The organism is Streptomyces sp. 1222.5, from assembly GCF_900105245.1.
In the GTDB taxonomy this organism is placed as follows: Bacteria; Actinomycetota; Actinomycetes; order Streptomycetales; family Streptomycetaceae; genus Streptomyces; species Streptomyces albidocamelliae.
The window spans coordinates 6,544,366-6,558,227 of record NZ_FNSZ01000001.1; the positions used below are offsets into that span (position 1 = coordinate 6,544,366).

Here is a 13,862-nt window from a genome sequence, read left to right on the forward strand (position 1 = left end):
CGCGCTCGCGTCCCGCTGCCGAACGGCGCGATGGCGACCGGCACTTGTGGAACCGGACACGGTCAGTCAAGTGAACGCCATGTGTGGGCAAGGGGGATGTAATGCTCCAGGTCGGTGGTGGTGCGGTCGGCGGCGGGGGTGCGTATCGATCGGGTAACAGGGCTCGCGATGTGGTTGTGATGCGCGTAGACAATCTCTGACCTGGTACATCACGTACTTTCACCAGATCCGGAGAATCCATGCGGAAGTCCCTCAGAGCGGCCGCCGCCGGCGCCGCCTGCGTCGTCGCCGGTGCCGCCCTGTACGGCGCGGGCGCGGCCACCGCCGGTCAGTCCACGGCCAACTCGACTCACGAGCCCTACAACATCGGGCTCCTGGTCAAGGACATCGACACCTACTACGGCACCACCGCCGACAGCAACGGCGTCTACCAGGCGTCCCCGGACAGCCCGTACGCCGAGGACCTGGCGGACATCGACGCCGACGCCAAGCGCTACATCGACAAGGCGGCCCGCAAGGCGCACCGCCACGGCGAGAAGCCGGCCGTCGTGTTCGACATCGACGACACGCTGCTGCTCAGCCTCGACTACGAGAAGCGCTACAACTACACGTACAACTCCACCACGTGGAGCGACTACGTGAACAAGGCCGACCGCCCGGCCGTCTTCGGCAGCCCCGAGCTCGTGCGGTACGCCGAGTCCAAGGGCGTCGAGGTCTTCTACAACTCCGGCCTCAGCGAGGCCCAGCGGGCCGGCGCGGTGGAGAACCTGAAGAAGGTCGGCGCCGACGTGAACCTCGACGCCGCCCACATGTTCCTCAAGGACAAGGCCAACCCGCCGGCCTACCTGAAGGACTGCGCCACCCCGGGCACCTGGAACTGCACGACCGTGCAGTACAAGGGCGGCACCCGCAAGCACATCGAGGACGACCTCGGCTACGAGATCATCGCCAACTTCGGCGACCAGTACTCGGACCTGGACGGCGGCCACGCCGACCGCAGGTACAAGCTGCCCAACCCGACGTACTTCGTCTCCTGACCGCCCCGGCGGCCTGCCGCAGGTCCTGAGCGGACGCTCGTGCCCGGCCCCCGTCACCGGCCCACCGTGCCGGTGACGGGGCCGCCCGCTGTCCATTCCGTAACACGGCGACAACCTGAAACAGACGTGGCGCGGGAACAATCCAGCCAGCAACCGCACACCCCTCACCAGGCACCGAGGAGTTGGACCATGTCCGAGTCGCAGAAGGTGGATCAGCGTCCCAGCACCGCGCCACCCGCCCGGAACGGCGTCGACCGGTACTTCCGGATCTCCGAGCGGGGATCCACGTTCGGCCGGGAGATACGCGGCGGCTTCGCCACGTTCTTCACCATGGCCTACATCCTTGTCCTGAATCCGATCATCCTGGGCAGCGCCAAGGACAAGTTCGGCCACTCCCTCGACACCGGCCAACTCGTCACCGCCACCGCGCTGGTGGCCTGTGTGATGACCGTCGTGATGGGCGTCGGCGGCAACCTCCCGCTCGCGATCGCCGCGGGCCTCGGCCTCAACGCCGTCGTCGCCTTCCAGCTCGCGCCGCTGATGAGCTGGTCCGACGCGATGGGCCTGGTCGTCCTCGAAGGCCTGGTCATCTGCCTGCTGGTCCTCACCGGCCTGCGCAAGGCCATCATGAACGCGATCCCGCAGCAGCTGAAGCAGGCCATCGGCGTCGGCATCGGCCTGTTCATCGCGTTCATCGGCTTCGTCGACGCGGGCTTCGTCAGCCGCATCCCGGACGCCGCGCACAGCACCGTGCCCGTACAGCTCGGCGCGGTCGGACGCCTCACCGGCTGGCCCGTCCTCGTCTTCTGCCTCGGCGTCCTGCTCACCATCGCCCTGCTCGCCCGCAAGGTGAAGGGCGCGATCCTCATCAGCATCGTGACGATGACCGTCGTCGCGATCGTCATCGACGCCGCCGCCGACATCAAGAGCTGGGGCCTGACCACCCCGAAGGTCCCGGACACGATCGTCGCCGCCCCCGACTTCGGACTCGTCGGTCACTTCAGTCTGTTCGGCGGCTTCGCCAAGGCCGGCGTCCTCACCGCCGTCCTGCTGGTCTTCACCCTCATCCTGTCCGACTTCTTCGACGCCATGGGCACGATCGTCGGCATCAGCGCCGAGGCCGGACTCCTCGACGACCGGGGCCAGGTGCCCGGCATCGGCCGTGTGCTGTTCATCGACGGCGCGGCCGCCGTCGCCGGCGGTGTCGGCTCGGCCTCCTCCAACACCGCCTACATCGAGTCCGCGGCCGGTGTCGGCGAGGGCGCCCGCACCGGCTTCGCCAACCTGGTCACCGGCGGCCTCTTCGGACTCGCCCTCTTCCTCACCCCGCTGCTCACCATCGTCCCGCTCCAGGCGGCGGCACCCGCGCTGATCGCGGTGGGCTTCCTGATGATGACCCATGTCAAGCACATCGACTGGGACCGCTACGAGATCGCCATCCCGGCGTTCCTGACCATCGCCGCGATGCCGTTCACGTACTCCATCACCGACGGCATCGGCGCGGGCTTCCTGTCCTACGTCGTGATCAAGGCGGTGCTGGGGAAGGCACGGGAGGTCAACTGGCTGCTGTGGGGCGTCTCGGCCCTGTTCCTCGTGTACTTCGCGATCGACCCGGTGGAGCAGATCCTCGGGGTGAAGTGAGGGACGTGAGGGAGCCGCGCGATCGGCCACGGTCCGCCGTGGCCGATCGCGCCCACCCGCCACGGGGCGCTACTTCAGCGCCGCCTGCATCATCGCCTTGGCCACCGGCGCCGCGAGACCGTTGCCGGAGACCTCGGAGCGCGCCGCGTCCGACTGCTCCACCATGACCGCCACGGCGACCTCCTTGCCGTTGCCGTCCGACTTGCCGTACGAGGTGAACCAGGCGTACGGCGTCTTGCTGTTGTTCTCACCGTGCTGGGCGGTACCGGTCTTGCCGCCGACCGTCACCCCGTCGATCAGCGCGTTCGTGCCCGTGCCGTCCTTGACGACCGTCTCCATGGCCGACTGGAGCTGCTCGGCCGTCGAGGAGCTGACGATCTCCTCGCTGTCCGCGCTGTCGTCGTAGTCCTTCAGCACCTCGCCGCCGCTGTCGGTGATCTGCGAGACCATGTGCGGGGAGACCAGCTTGCCGCCGTTGGCGATCGCCGCGGACACCATCGCCATCTGCAGCGGGGTCGCGGTGACGTCGAACTGGCCGATACCGGACAGCGCCGTCTGCGCCTCGTCCATGTCCGAGGGGTAGACGCTCGGGTGGGCCCGTACCGGGACGTCCTGCTCCTGCTCGTTGAAGCCGAACTTCTCCGCCATGGCCCTCACCTTGTCCTGGCCGAGCTGGACCGCCATGTGACCGAAGACGTTGTTGCACGAGTACCGCAGCGCCTCCCGGATCGGAGCGTTCTTGCACGGCGCCGATTTGCTCTCGTTCGGCAACTCGCGCACCGTGCCCGGCAGGGTGTACGGGTCGGGGCTGTCGGTGGGCACGTCCACGTTCTTGTACAGCCCGTCCTCCAGCGCGGCCGCCGCCACGACCAGCTTGAAGGTCGAGCCCGGCGGCAGCGGCTGACGCAGCGCGCGGTTGGTGAGCGGCTTGTCCTTGTCCGCGTTGAGGGACTTCCAGGCCTTCCCGGCCGTGTTCGCGTCGGTGAGCGAGGCGGGGTCGTACGACGGCGTCGAGACCGAGGCGAGGATCTTGCCGGTCTTCGGGTCGATCGCGACCGCCGCGCCCTTGTTGCCGCCGAGCGCCCTGTACGCCGCCTTCTGCACGGCCGGGTCGATCGTCGTCAGCACGTCGCCCGGCTCGGCACGCCGGCCGGTGACCGTGTCCATCACGGTCTTCAGCTGCGGATCGGTGCCGTTGAGCAGGTCGGTGTAGATGCCCTCCAGCTGGGTGGGGGCGTAGGCCTGCGAGGCGTAGCCCGTCACGGCCGCGTAGAGACTGCCGTTCTTGTACGTCCGCTTGTACGCGAGGTCGCTGCCCTTCGTCCGGGTGGAACCGGTGATCGCGTCGCCGGCCACGATGATGTTCCCGAGCGGCCGCGAGTAGGTCTCGATCGCGTTCCGCCGGTTGTCGTTGTCGTCCGCGAGGGCCTTGCCGTCGTAGAACTGCACCCATGTCGCCCTGCCCAGCAGAGCGAGCACGAGCAGCAGCGTGAAGACGGACGCCCGCCTGATCGTCTTGTTCATCCCGCTCGGAAGACGAGTGGGACCGGGGCGGACGTTCCCGATTTCACCGCATTCTCATCGAGGCTTCAGACACCCGGCCCCGTGCGCGATGATCAGTCCGCCAGGACCAGGACGACCTCGTCGATCTCTCGGCCGCGCCCGTTCGCGTACCCCCGGGCGCGGGCCGTCTCACGGAACCCGCACTTCTGCAGCACCCGCAGCGAGGCCGCGTTGTCGGCCGCCGCCCGCGCGTACAGAGGCCGCTCGGGCACCTCGGTGACCAGGGCCCGCAGGGCGGCCGTGGCCACGCCCCGCCCCCAGTACGCGCGGTCGATCCAGTACGTCACCTCGCGCTCGCCCGGCTCGCCGTAGACCGCCGTGCTGCCTGCCACCCGTCCGTCGGCCAGGACCGTGCGCACCACGTCGGATGAGGCCAGCAGCCGCTTCCAGCGGACGTCGAAGGCGTCCCGGTCACCGGGATCGGGTGTGCCGAACGCGGCCATCCGGGCGGCCTCCGGGTCGGTCATCTGCCGGAAGAACACCGTCAGATCGGCGTCCTCCACGGCCCGCAGCACGATCTCCATGGCTCCCGAGCCTACGACGTGACCCGGGCCGGGCCTACGACCCCGCGGGCCCGGCCGGCATCCCCTCAGAGCCTGCGCGTCGCCAGCGCGAGCCGGTCACGGGCGTCGAACAGCGCGTCCTTGATCAGCTGCTCGTGGGCGGGGGTCAGCCGGGCCACCGGGACCGAGCAGCTGATGGCGTCGCGGGCGGGGGTGCGGTAGGGGATCGCCACGCCGAAGCAGCGCAGGCCCAGGGTGTTCTCCTCGCGGTCGACCGCGAAGCCCTGCTCCCGGACCTGGCGCAGCTCCTCGATGAGCTCCTCGCGGTCGGTGAGGGTGTGCTCGGTGAGCGCGGGCAGCGTCTCCGGCAGCAGCTTGCGCACCTGCTCGTCGGTGTACGTGGCGAGGATCGCCTTGCCGAGGGAGGTGGAGTGGGCCGGCAGCCGGCGCCCGACGCGGGTGAAGGGGCGCAGGTAGTGCTGGGACTGGCGGGTGGCCAGGTAGACCACGTTGATGCCGTCGAGGCGGGCCAGGTGGATGGTCTCCGTGGTGTCGTCGGAGAGCCGGTCCAGGGTCGGCCGGGCGGCGGCCACCACCTCGTCGCCGTCGATGTACGAGGTGCCCACGAGCAGCGCCCGCACCCCGATGCCGTACCGCGTGCCCGTCGCGTCCGTCTCCACCCAGCCGAGCTCCACCAGGGTGCGCAGCAGCATGTACAGGCTGGACTTGGGGTACCCCACCGCCTCCTGCACGGCCGCGAGGGAGTGCATGCCGGGCCGGCCGGCGAAGTACTCCAGCAGTTCCACGGTCCGTACCGCGGACTTGACCTGCGCCCCGCCGCCTGCGTCGCCTGCCGTCATCGCCCTTGACCCCTTCGTTCGACGAGGACCTGGATATGTGAGGACCCAGATATATAGTCTCCGAGCAGGAAATTCATCATCAGAGACAGTGTTCAGTATATCGAACGCGGCTGATGGGTGACCGAGGAATTGCGGCCTTACTGGGAGGGACCCGCGGTGACAGCAGCACCAGTCTGGAGTGTCGACCCGCGTACCGGGAAGCAGCGTGAACAGGTCGGGGTGGAGGCCACGGCCCAGGAGGTGGACGCGGCGGTCCGCGCGGCCCACGACGCCCGCGCCGCCCTCGCCGACCGCGCGGTGCGCTCCGCGTTCCTGCGCACGGCCGCCGCGGGCCTGGACGCGGCCAAGGACGTCCTGATCGGGACCGCCGACGCCGAGACCGCCCTCGGCCCGGTCCGGCTCACCGGAGAACTCGCCCGCACCGCCTACCAGTTGCGGGCCTTCTCCGACATCGTCGACGAGGGCGCCTTCCTCGACGTCATCATCGACCACCCCGACGACACCGCGACCCCGCCCGTCCCGGACCTGCGCCGCTACAAGGTCCCGCTCGGCGTCGTCGCGGTCTACTCCGCCTCCAACTTCCCCTTCGCCTTCTCCGTCGCGGGCGGCGACACCGCCAGCGCCCTGGCCGCCGGCTGTCCCGTCGTCGTCAAGGCCCACCCCGACCACCCGGCACTGTCCGAGCTGGTCGCCGGGGTGCTGCGCCGGGCCGCCGCCGAGCACGGCATCCCCGAGGGCGTCGTCGGACTCGTGCACGGCTTCGAGGCGGGCGTCCGGCTGATCGAGCACCCGCTGGTCACCGCCGCCGGCTTCACCGGGTCCGTCCGGGGCGGCCGGGCCCTGTTCGACGCGGCCGCCGCGCGCCCCGTGCCCATCCCGTTCCACGGCGAGCTCGGCTCGCTGAACCCGGTCCTGGTGACCGAGGCGGCGGCGGCCGAGCGCGCCGAGGAGATCGGCGGCGGGCTCGCCGGGTCGATGACCCTCGGCGTCGGCCAGTTCTGCGTCAAGCCCGGTCTGGTCCTGGTGCCGTCCGGCGCGGGCGGCGACCGGCTGGTGAAGTCCCTCACCGACGCGGTCGGCGACACCGCCGCCGGGGTGCTGCTCGACCACCGGATGCGGGACAACTTCGTCGCCGGGGTGAGCGAGCGCGCCGCCCTGGCGGGCGTCGAGTCCCCCGTGCCCCCGGGCGCGGGCGGCGAGCACACGGTCAGCGCCGGGTTCCTGACGGTGCCGGCGGACCGGCTGACCGAGGGCGGCGGCTACGACCTGCTGCTGGAGGAGTGTTTCGGGCCGGTCACCGTGGTCGTGCGCTACTCCGACGAGACGGAGGCCGCGACCGTGCTGTCCCGGCTGCCGGGCAACCTCACCGCGACCGTCCAGCTCTCCTCCGAGGAGGCCGCCGGCCAGGGGCGGGGCCCGGAGATCCTCGCCGAGCTGACCCCGCTGGCCGGGCGCGTGGTCGTGAACGCGTGGCCCACCGGCGTGGCAGTGGCCCCGGCCCAGCACCACGGCGGTCCGTACCCCGCGACGACCTCCGGGTCCACCTCCGTGGGGGGTACGGCCGTCGAGCGGTGGCTGCGGCCGGTGGTCTACCAGAACGCGCCGCAGGCCCTGCTGCCGAGGGAACTGCGCGACGACAACCCCCTCGGACTGCCCCGGCGGTTCGACGGGGTGCTGGAGCGGTAGGCCCGCGGGGGCCCGGCCCGGCGCGAACGTGCTGCTGCGACAATCGGACGATGGACGTGGAACTTCCCGAACTGCCCTTCCCGCTTCGCACGTACGGGCCCGACGGGCACTGGTTCCACGAGGACGGTGTGCTGTCCGGATGGGCGGGCCCCCGGCAGGACCGGTTCGTCACGCCCACCGGCGAAGCCCTCGACCCGGCCTCCGACGCGCCCCGGCTGCTGGGCGCGCCCGAGGGCGACTTCCAGCTGATCGCCCGCGTCACCGTGGGATTCCGCGCCGCGTTCGACGCCGGGGTCCTCTATGTCCACGTCGGTGAACGGGCCTGGGCCAAGCTGTGCCTGGAGTACTCCCCGGACGTGCCCACCGTCTGCACGGTGGTCACCCGGGGACACTCCGACGACGCCAACTCCTTCACCGTGGACGGCAGCTCGGCGTGGTTGCGGGTCAGCCGGACCGGCCGGTCGTTCGCCTTCCACGCCTCCCGCGACGGCCGGCGCTGGACCTTCGTCCGGCTCTTCACCCTGGGCGACGAGAAGGAGACGGGCGCCGCGCTGGTCGGCTTCATGACCCAGTCCCCGCTGGGGGAGGGCTGCGTGGTCACCTACGACCACGTCGAGTTCCGTCCCGCCTGGCCGAGCGACCTGAGAGACGGCAGCTGAGGCAGGGAGCACCGGCATCGGCCGGCTGCGTCTGCTGTCCCGGCCGGCGCCCGACCGGGTGGTGGCCGACGGCTGCTTCGACGAGGGCGCGGCGTGCCGCCTGCCGGACCGGGAGTGTCTGCGGGACCGTCGGAGACGGACGGCCGGCCCCTGTTCGACGCGGTGGTGCCCCGGCCTCGGGCCCAGGGGCCGTACGCCGGTCAGGATCGTACGGCCCCTGCCGTCCGCTAGGCGGCGAACGCGTCGACGCCCGTCAGTTCCGCCGACAGCGCCCACAGCCGTGCCGCCTGCTCCGGGTCGGTCGCCCAGGCCTTGACGCCGGTGCGCTCCTCGCCCTCGGTGGCGGGCTCCGCGATGTCGCAGTCCTCCAGGTAGACGCCGCCGAGACCGTCCAGCTGGGGGGAGGTCGCCGCCCACACCTGGGTGGCCGCGCCCTGCGGCGGGGTCTTGAAGCCCTCGGGGTTGAGCGGGTTGCCGTCCTCGTCGATCCAGCCGCGCTCGACCATCTCCGCCTTGGGCAGGTGCCGCTGCAGCGGGGTGATGATGCCGCCGGGGTGCAGGGCGAAGGCGCGCACACCGGAGTCCCGGCCGAGCCGGTCGAGATGGACGGCGAACAGGACGTTGGCGGTCTTGGCCTGGCCGTAGGCCTCCCACTTGTCGTAACCCCGCCGCCAGTGGACGTCGTCCCACCGGATGCCGGAGAAGTGGTGGCCGCGCGAGGACACGGAGACGACGCGGGCGCCGCCCGGTGCGATCGCCGGCCACAGCCGGTTGACGAGGGCGAAGTGACCGAGGTGGTTGGTGGCGAACTGGGCCTCCCAGCCGGGCCCCACCCGGGTCTCCGGGCACGCCATGATCCCGGCGCTGTCGATCACGATGTCGAGGGTCCGTCCGGAGGCGAGGAACCGCTCGGCGAAGCCGCGCACGCTGTCCAGGTCGCCCAGGTCCAGCTCGTCGAGCTCGACGCCGGACAGTCCGGCCAGCGCCTGCTCGGCGGTGGCCGGACGGCGGGCGGGCACGACCACGTGCGCGCCGGCCTTCACCAGTGCGCGGGTGGTCTCCAGGCCGATGCCCGAGTAGCCGCCGGTGACGAGGGCGAGCTTCCCGGTCAGGTCGACGCCCCGCAGGACGTCGTCGGCGGTGCTGGTGGCGCCGAAACCGGAACCGATCTTGTGCTGTGCAGTGCTCATGCCCGGAACGCTACGAATTGGAGTGCTCTCGAAGTCAAGCGGAGCCCCGGGCCGGACGGGTGAGGCGGGGCCGGGGAATGAAGCGCGCTGTTTGAAGGTTCATGCACCGGGCGGAGAGAGCCTCCATGCCCGTACGACCGTGAGAGAGCCGGAGAATGCGCGTCGAGATCTGGAGCGACATCGCCTGCCCCTGGTGCTACGTGGGCAAGGCCCGCTTCGAGAAGGCGCTTGCTGCCTTCCCGCACCGCGACGAGGTCGAGGTGGTGCACCGCTCCTTCGAGCTGGACCCGGGCCGCGCCAAGGGCGACGTCCAGCCGGTGATCACCATGCTGACCGGGAAGTACGGCATGAGCGAGGCGCAGGCCCAGGCCGGCGAGGACAACCTGGGCGCGCAGGCCGCCGCCGAGGGCCTGGACTACCGCACCCGGGACCGCGACCACGGCAACACCTTCGACATGCACCGCCTGCTGCACCTCGCCAGGGAGCACGGCAGGCAGGACCAGCTGATCCAGGCCTTCTACCGGGCCAACTTCGCCGAGGAGCGGTCCGTCTTCACTGAGGGCGACGAGCGCCTGGTGGAGCTGGCCGTCGAGGCCGGACTGGAAGCCGACCGCGTCCGCGCGGTGCTCGCCGACCCCGACGCGTACGCCGACGCCGTCCGCGCCGACGAGCGCGAGGCCGCCCAGCTCGGCGCCAACGGCGTGCCCTTCTTCGTCCTCGACCGCACCTACGGCGTCTCCGGCGCGCAGCCGGCCGAGGTCTTCACCCAGGCGCTGAGCCAGGCCTGGGGCGAGCGCTCCCCGCTGCGGCTGATCGACGAGGGCGACGACGCCCAGGCGTGCGGCCCGGACGGCTGCGCGGTCCCGCAGCACGGCTGAAACCGCAGGTCGGAGGGCATGTATAAGGATCCCTAAGCGGATCCCCGCAAAATTTCGCAATGGACGGGGACTTCGCGGGACCGCAGAGTGGTCCCATGGAGACCACGGAGACGTTCGAGAGCCTCGTCCGCGCCGAGTTCGCCCCGAAGAGCACCTACCTCAACACCGCCAGCAACAGCCTGCTGCCCGCCCGTACCGTGGCCGCCCTCCACGAGGCGGCGCTGCTGCGTGCCGAGGGCCGGCCGCTGACCCCGTTGTACGAGGACGTCGAGGCCTGCCGGGCCGCGTACGCCCGGCTGGCCGGCGTACCGGCCGGCCGGGTCGCGCTGGGCGCCTCCGTCGCCGCGCACACCGGGGTGATCGCGGCCTCGCTGCCCGCGGGCGCCGAAGTCCTCACCGCCGACGACGACTTCACCTCCGTGCTCAACCCGTTCCACGTCCGGGGCGACCTCCTGGTCCGCACGGTCCCGCTGGAGCGGATCGCCGAGTCCGTCCGGCCGGGCACCGCGCTCGTCGCGGTCAGCGCCGCCCAGTCCGCCGACGGCCGCCTCGCCGACCTGCCCGCCCTGTGCGCGGCCGCCCGCGAGCACGGCGCACGCACCTACGTCGACTTCTCCCAGGCGGCGGGCTGGCTGCCGATGGACGCGGGGGCGTACGACTTCACCGCCTCCGTCTCCTTCAAGTGGCTGATGGGCCCGCACGGAACGGCCTTCCTCACCGTTCCCGAGGACTTCGGCGGGCTGCGGCCGGTGCTCGCGGGCTGGACGGCGGGCGAGAGGCCCTGGGAGAGCTGCTACGGCCCGGTGGACGAACTCGCCCGCTCCGCAAGGCGGTTCGACCTCACCCACGCCCTGTTCACCCTCGCGGGCCTGCGCCGCTCCCTGGATCTCGTCGAGGAACTCGGGGTGTCCGCGATCCACGCCCACGACGTCGCCCTCGCCGACCGCTTCCGGACGGGGCTCGCGGACCTCGGGCACAAGCCCGTGCCCGCCCCCGGCTCGGCGATCGTCTCGGTGCCCGGACTCGGCGCTCGGCAGCCCGAGTTGAGCGAGGCGGGCATCGAGATCTCGGACCGCGCGGGCAACCTGCGGGCGTCCTTCCACCTCTACAACACGGCCGCGGACGTGGACCGCCTGCTGGACGCCCTGTCCGGCTGATCCGGCCGGCCGCGGACACGACCGGGCCGGGGCCTCCCGTCCCACACGAGGAGGCCCCGGCCCGGTGCTCGGGGGGTCACTTCACCGGGGTCTGCCCGACCGGGGTGAAGTCGCGCGCGCCGATGAAGTCCGGCCTGCGCACCGGAGCCGAGAACGGCTCCACCGCCGTGTTCTCCACGCTGTTGAACACGATGAAGACGTTGCTGCGCGGGAACGGCGTGATGTTGTCGCCGGAGCCGTGCATGCAGTTGCAGTCGAACCAGGTCGCCGAGCCGGCCTTGCCGGTGAACAGGCGGATGCCGTGCTCGCTCGCCAGCTCGGTCAGCGCCTCGTCGGACGGCGTGCCCGCGTCCTGCATCTGCAGCGACTTCTTGTAGTTGTCCTCGGGCGTGGCGCCGGCGCAGCCCAGGAACGTCCGGTGCGAGCCCGGCATGATCATGAGCCCGCCGTTGGTGGCGAAGTTCTCGGTCAGCGCGATCGAGACGGACACCGTGCGCATGTTCGGCAGGCCGTCCTCGGCGTGCCAGGTCTCGAAGTCCGAGTGCCAGTAGAAGCCGCTCGCGCCGAAGCCCGGCTTGACGTTGATCCGGGACTGGTGGACGTACACGTCCGAGCCGAGGATCTGCCGGGCCCGGCCGACCACCCGGGGATCGCGCACCAGGTTCGCGAAGACCTCGCTGATCTTGTGCACCTCGAAGACCGAGCGGATCTCCTTGGACTTCGGCTCGACGATCGAGCGCTCGTCGGCGCGGATCGCCGGGTCGGTGACCAGGCGTTCCAGCTCACGCCGGTACACCTCGACCTCGTCCGGGGTGATCAGCTGGTCGACGGCGAGGAAGCCGTCCCGCTCGTACGCCTGGAGATCGGCGGTCGGGATCGGGCCCGGCGTGTCCGGGGAGCCCCAGACGACCGGGTCCTGCCGGGGGACGGTCACCTCGCTGGTGCCGCGGGTGGGGTACAGGTCGGTGACAGTGGTCATGGGTGTCACACCTCCTCGGGCTCGGTGAGCAGCGGGTAGACGCCGTTCTCGTCGTGGTCCTCCCGCCCGGTGACCGGCGGGTTGAACACGCAGATGCAGTGGAAGTCCTCCTTGACGCGCAGCGTGTGCCGCTCGTGCCCGTCGAGGAGGTACATGGTGCCGGGCGTGATCGTGTACGTCTTCCCGGCCTCGTGGTCGGTGAGTTCGGCCTCACCCCTGGTGCACACGACGGCCTCGATGTGGTTGGCGTACCACATCGACGTCTCGGTACCGGCGTACAGGATGGTCTCGTGCACGGAGAAGCCGACCCGCTCCTTGGCGAGGACGATGCGCTTGCTCTCCCACGTGCCGGACTTCGCCTTGACGTGCCGGTCGGTGCCTTCGATGTCCTTGAACGATCGGACGATCACGGTGCTGTACTTCCTCCTTGCTAGACGGTTTCACGGACGGAACGGGCGAGGATGCTCAGCCCCTCGTCCAGCTCGTCGGGGGTGATGGTGAGGGCGGGCAGCAGTTTGACGACCTCGCCCTCCGGGCCGGACGTCTCGATGAGCAGCCCGAGCTCGAAGGCGCGGCGGGCGACCCGCGAAGCCCTGTCCTTGTCACGGAATTCGAGACCCCACACGAGTCCCCGTCCGCGGTACTCCTTCACATCGGCGAGGTTCTCCTCGGTGATGGAGATCAGCGCCTGTTCGACCTGCTCGCCGCGGGTACGGGTCTGCTTCTCCATGGCGGAGCCGTCGGTCCAGTACGTCTCCAGGGCCGCGGTGGCCGTGACGAACGCCGGGTTGTTGCCGCGGAAGGTGCCGTTGTGCTCGCCGGGCTCCCAGACGTCCAGCTCGGGCCGGAACAGGCACAGCGACATGGGCAGGCCGTAGCCGCTGATCGACTTGGACACGGTGACGATGTCGGGGGTGATCCCCGACTCCTCGAAGGAGAAGAAGGCGCCCGTGCGGCCGCAGCCCATCTGGATGTCGTCGACGATCAGCAGCATGTCCTGCCGCTCGCACAGCTCCTTCAGCGCGCGCAGCCATTCGGGCCGGGCGACGTTGATGCCGCCCTCGCCCTGCACGGTCTCCACGATCACGGCGGCGGGCTTGTTCAGGCCGGAGCCCTGGTCCTCCAGCAGCCGCTCGAACCACAGGAAGTCCGGGACCTTGCCGTCGAAGTAGTTGTCGAACGGCATCGGGGTGCCGTGCACCAGGGGGATGCCGGCGCCGGCGCGCTTGAAGGCGTTGCCGGTGACGGCGAGGGAGCCGAGGGACATCCCGTGGAAGGCGTTCGTGAACGACACGATCGCCTCGCGGCCCTTCACCTTCCGGGCCAGCTTCAGCGCCGATTCGACGGCGTTGGTGCCCGTCGGGCCCGGGAACATGACCTTGTACGGCAGGTCGCGCGGGCGCAGCACCAGGTCCTGGAAGGTCTGCAGGAACGACCGCTTGGCCGTGGTCGACATGTCCAGGCCGTGGGTGACCCCGTCCCGGGACAGATAGTCGATCAACGCCCGTTTCAGTACCGGGTTGTTGTGGCCGTAGTTGAGTGAGCCGGCGCCGGCGAAGAAGTCGAGGTACGCGTGGCCGTCCTCGTCGTACATGCGGCTGCCCTGGGCACGGTCGAAGACGGCGGGCCAGCTGCGGCAGTAGCTGCGGACCTCGGACTCGAGGGTCTCGAACACGCTGAGGTCGGGCTGGGTGATGGTCACGGTGATT

At 70.7% G+C, this 13,862-nt stretch carries 13 protein-coding genes; 6 read left to right on the forward strand and 7 right to left on the reverse strand.

The features are described 5' to 3' along the window. Window positions 1-239 precede the first annotated feature (239 nt). Both BLW57_RS29570 and BLW57_RS29575 read left to right on the forward strand, forming a co-directional pair. Complete coding sequence (locus BLW57_RS29570) at window positions 240-1,037, forward strand: HAD family acid phosphatase (protein ID WP_093478685.1); 798 nt, start codon at window positions 240-242, stop codon at window positions 1,035-1,037. 189 nt (window positions 1,038-1,226) lie between these two features. Continuing rightward, window positions 1,227-2,678 carry an NCS2 family permease gene (locus BLW57_RS29575; protein ID WP_093478687.1) on the forward strand — a complete coding sequence of 484 codons (1,452 nt, stop codon included), beginning with the start codon at window positions 1,227-1,229 and terminating at the stop codon, window positions 2,676-2,678. Between the two features lie 69 nt (window positions 2,679-2,747). Here BLW57_RS29575 and BLW57_RS29580 read toward each other — a convergent pair whose 3' ends face one another. The 3 genes from BLW57_RS29580 to BLW57_RS29590 all read right to left on the reverse strand — a co-directional run bounded on the left by BLW57_RS29580 (window position 2,748) and on the right by BLW57_RS29590 (window position 5,604). After that, window positions 2,748-4,202, reverse strand: coding sequence for a peptidoglycan D,D-transpeptidase FtsI family protein (locus tag BLW57_RS29580; protein ID WP_093478688.1), 1,455 nt, complete (start codon window positions 4,200-4,202; stop codon window positions 2,748-2,750). Window positions 4,203-4,294: 92 nt separating this feature from the next. Beyond that, window positions 4,295-4,765: a GNAT family N-acetyltransferase gene (locus BLW57_RS29585; RefSeq protein ID WP_093478690.1), complete on the reverse strand. Its 471-nt coding sequence runs from the start codon at window positions 4,763-4,765 to the stop codon at window positions 4,295-4,297. 65 nt (window positions 4,766-4,830) lie between these two features. Beyond that, complete coding sequence (locus BLW57_RS29590; RefSeq protein ID WP_093478691.1) at window positions 4,831-5,604, reverse strand: IclR family transcriptional regulator; 774 nt, start codon at window positions 5,602-5,604, stop codon at window positions 4,831-4,833. A 156-nt stretch (window positions 5,605-5,760) separates the two neighbouring features. Here BLW57_RS29590 and BLW57_RS29595 point away from each other — a divergent pair, with 156 nt between their 5' ends. Then, window positions 5,761-7,290 carry an aldehyde dehydrogenase (NADP(+)) gene (locus tag BLW57_RS29595; protein WP_093478693.1) on the forward strand — a complete coding sequence of 510 codons (1,530 nt, stop codon included), beginning with the start codon at window positions 5,761-5,763 and terminating at the stop codon, window positions 7,288-7,290. 50 nt (window positions 7,291-7,340) lie between these two features. Then, a complete protein-coding gene (locus BLW57_RS29600) occupies window positions 7,341-7,949 on the forward strand; it encodes a DUF1349 domain-containing protein (protein ID WP_093478694.1) in 609 nt (202 codons plus the stop codon). A 227-nt stretch (window positions 7,950-8,176) separates the two neighbouring features. Here the strand turns inward: BLW57_RS29600 and BLW57_RS29605 are convergent, their stop codons facing one another. Next, window positions 8,177-9,139: an SDR family NAD(P)-dependent oxidoreductase gene (locus BLW57_RS29605; protein ID WP_093478696.1), complete on the reverse strand. Its 963-nt coding sequence runs from the start codon at window positions 9,137-9,139 to the stop codon at window positions 8,177-8,179. 155 nt (window positions 9,140-9,294) lie between these two features. Here BLW57_RS29605 and BLW57_RS29610 point away from each other — a divergent pair, with 155 nt between their 5' ends. Both BLW57_RS29610 and BLW57_RS29615 read left to right on the forward strand, forming a co-directional pair. Continuing rightward, complete coding sequence (locus BLW57_RS29610; protein ID WP_093478697.1) at window positions 9,295-10,017, forward strand: DsbA family oxidoreductase; 723 nt, start codon at window positions 9,295-9,297, stop codon at window positions 10,015-10,017. Between the two features lie 95 nt (window positions 10,018-10,112). Next, window positions 10,113-11,174, forward strand: coding sequence for an aminotransferase class V-fold PLP-dependent enzyme (locus BLW57_RS29615; RefSeq protein WP_093480948.1), 1,062 nt, complete (start codon window positions 10,113-10,115; stop codon window positions 11,172-11,174). A gap of 76 nt (window positions 11,175-11,250) precedes the next feature. Here the strand turns inward: BLW57_RS29615 and thpD are convergent, their stop codons facing one another. From thpD to ectB, 3 genes are read right to left on the reverse strand one after another with little or no spacing between them, the layout of a single operon-like run. Then, window positions 11,251-12,153 (reverse strand): ectoine hydroxylase, encoded by a 903-nt coding sequence (gene thpD / locus BLW57_RS29620; protein ID WP_093478699.1) that lies wholly within the window; start codon window positions 12,151-12,153, stop codon window positions 11,251-11,253. 5 nt (window positions 12,154-12,158) lie between these two features. Next, entirely contained in the window at window positions 12,159-12,563 is a 405-nt protein-coding gene (locus tag BLW57_RS29625) for an ectoine synthase (RefSeq protein ID WP_093478701.1), read from the reverse strand. 20 nt (window positions 12,564-12,583) lie between these two features. Further along, complete coding sequence (ectB, locus tag BLW57_RS29630) at window positions 12,584-13,855, reverse strand: diaminobutyrate--2-oxoglutarate transaminase (RefSeq protein WP_093478702.1); 1,272 nt, start codon at window positions 13,853-13,855, stop codon at window positions 12,584-12,586. Window positions 13,856-13,862 lie beyond the last annotated feature (7 nt).

Coding starts and splice junctions, on each gene's coding strand:
- BLW57_RS29585 (WP_093478690.1), bottom strand. CDS start 4,765: ATGGAGATCGTGCTGCGGGCCGTGGAGGACGCCGATCTGACGGTGTTC.
- BLW57_RS29580 (WP_093478688.1), bottom strand. CDS start 4,202: ATGAACAAGACGATCAGGCGGGCGTCCGTCTTCACGCTGCTGCTCGTG.
- BLW57_RS29575 (WP_093478687.1), top strand. CDS start 1,227: ATGTCCGAGTCGCAGAAGGTGGATCAGCGTCCCAGCACCGCGCCACCC.
- thpD (WP_093478699.1), bottom strand. CDS start 12,153: ATGACCACTGTCACCGACCTGTACCCCACCCGCGGCACCAGCGAGGTG.
- BLW57_RS29590 (WP_093478691.1), bottom strand. CDS start 5,604: ATGACGGCAGGCGACGCAGGCGGCGGGGCGCAGGTCAAGTCCGCGGTA.
- BLW57_RS29605 (WP_093478696.1), bottom strand. CDS start 9,139: ATGAGCACTGCACAGCACAAGATCGGTTCCGGTTTCGGCGCCACCAGC.
- BLW57_RS29570 (WP_093478685.1), top strand. CDS start 240: ATGCGGAAGTCCCTCAGAGCGGCCGCCGCCGGCGCCGCCTGCGTCGTC.
- BLW57_RS29610 (WP_093478697.1), top strand. CDS start 9,295: ATGCGCGTCGAGATCTGGAGCGACATCGCCTGCCCCTGGTGCTACGTG.
- BLW57_RS29615 (WP_093480948.1), top strand. CDS start 10,113: ATGGAGACCACGGAGACGTTCGAGAGCCTCGTCCGCGCCGAGTTCGCC.
- BLW57_RS29600 (WP_093478694.1), top strand. CDS start 7,341: ATGGACGTGGAACTTCCCGAACTGCCCTTCCCGCTTCGCACGTACGGG.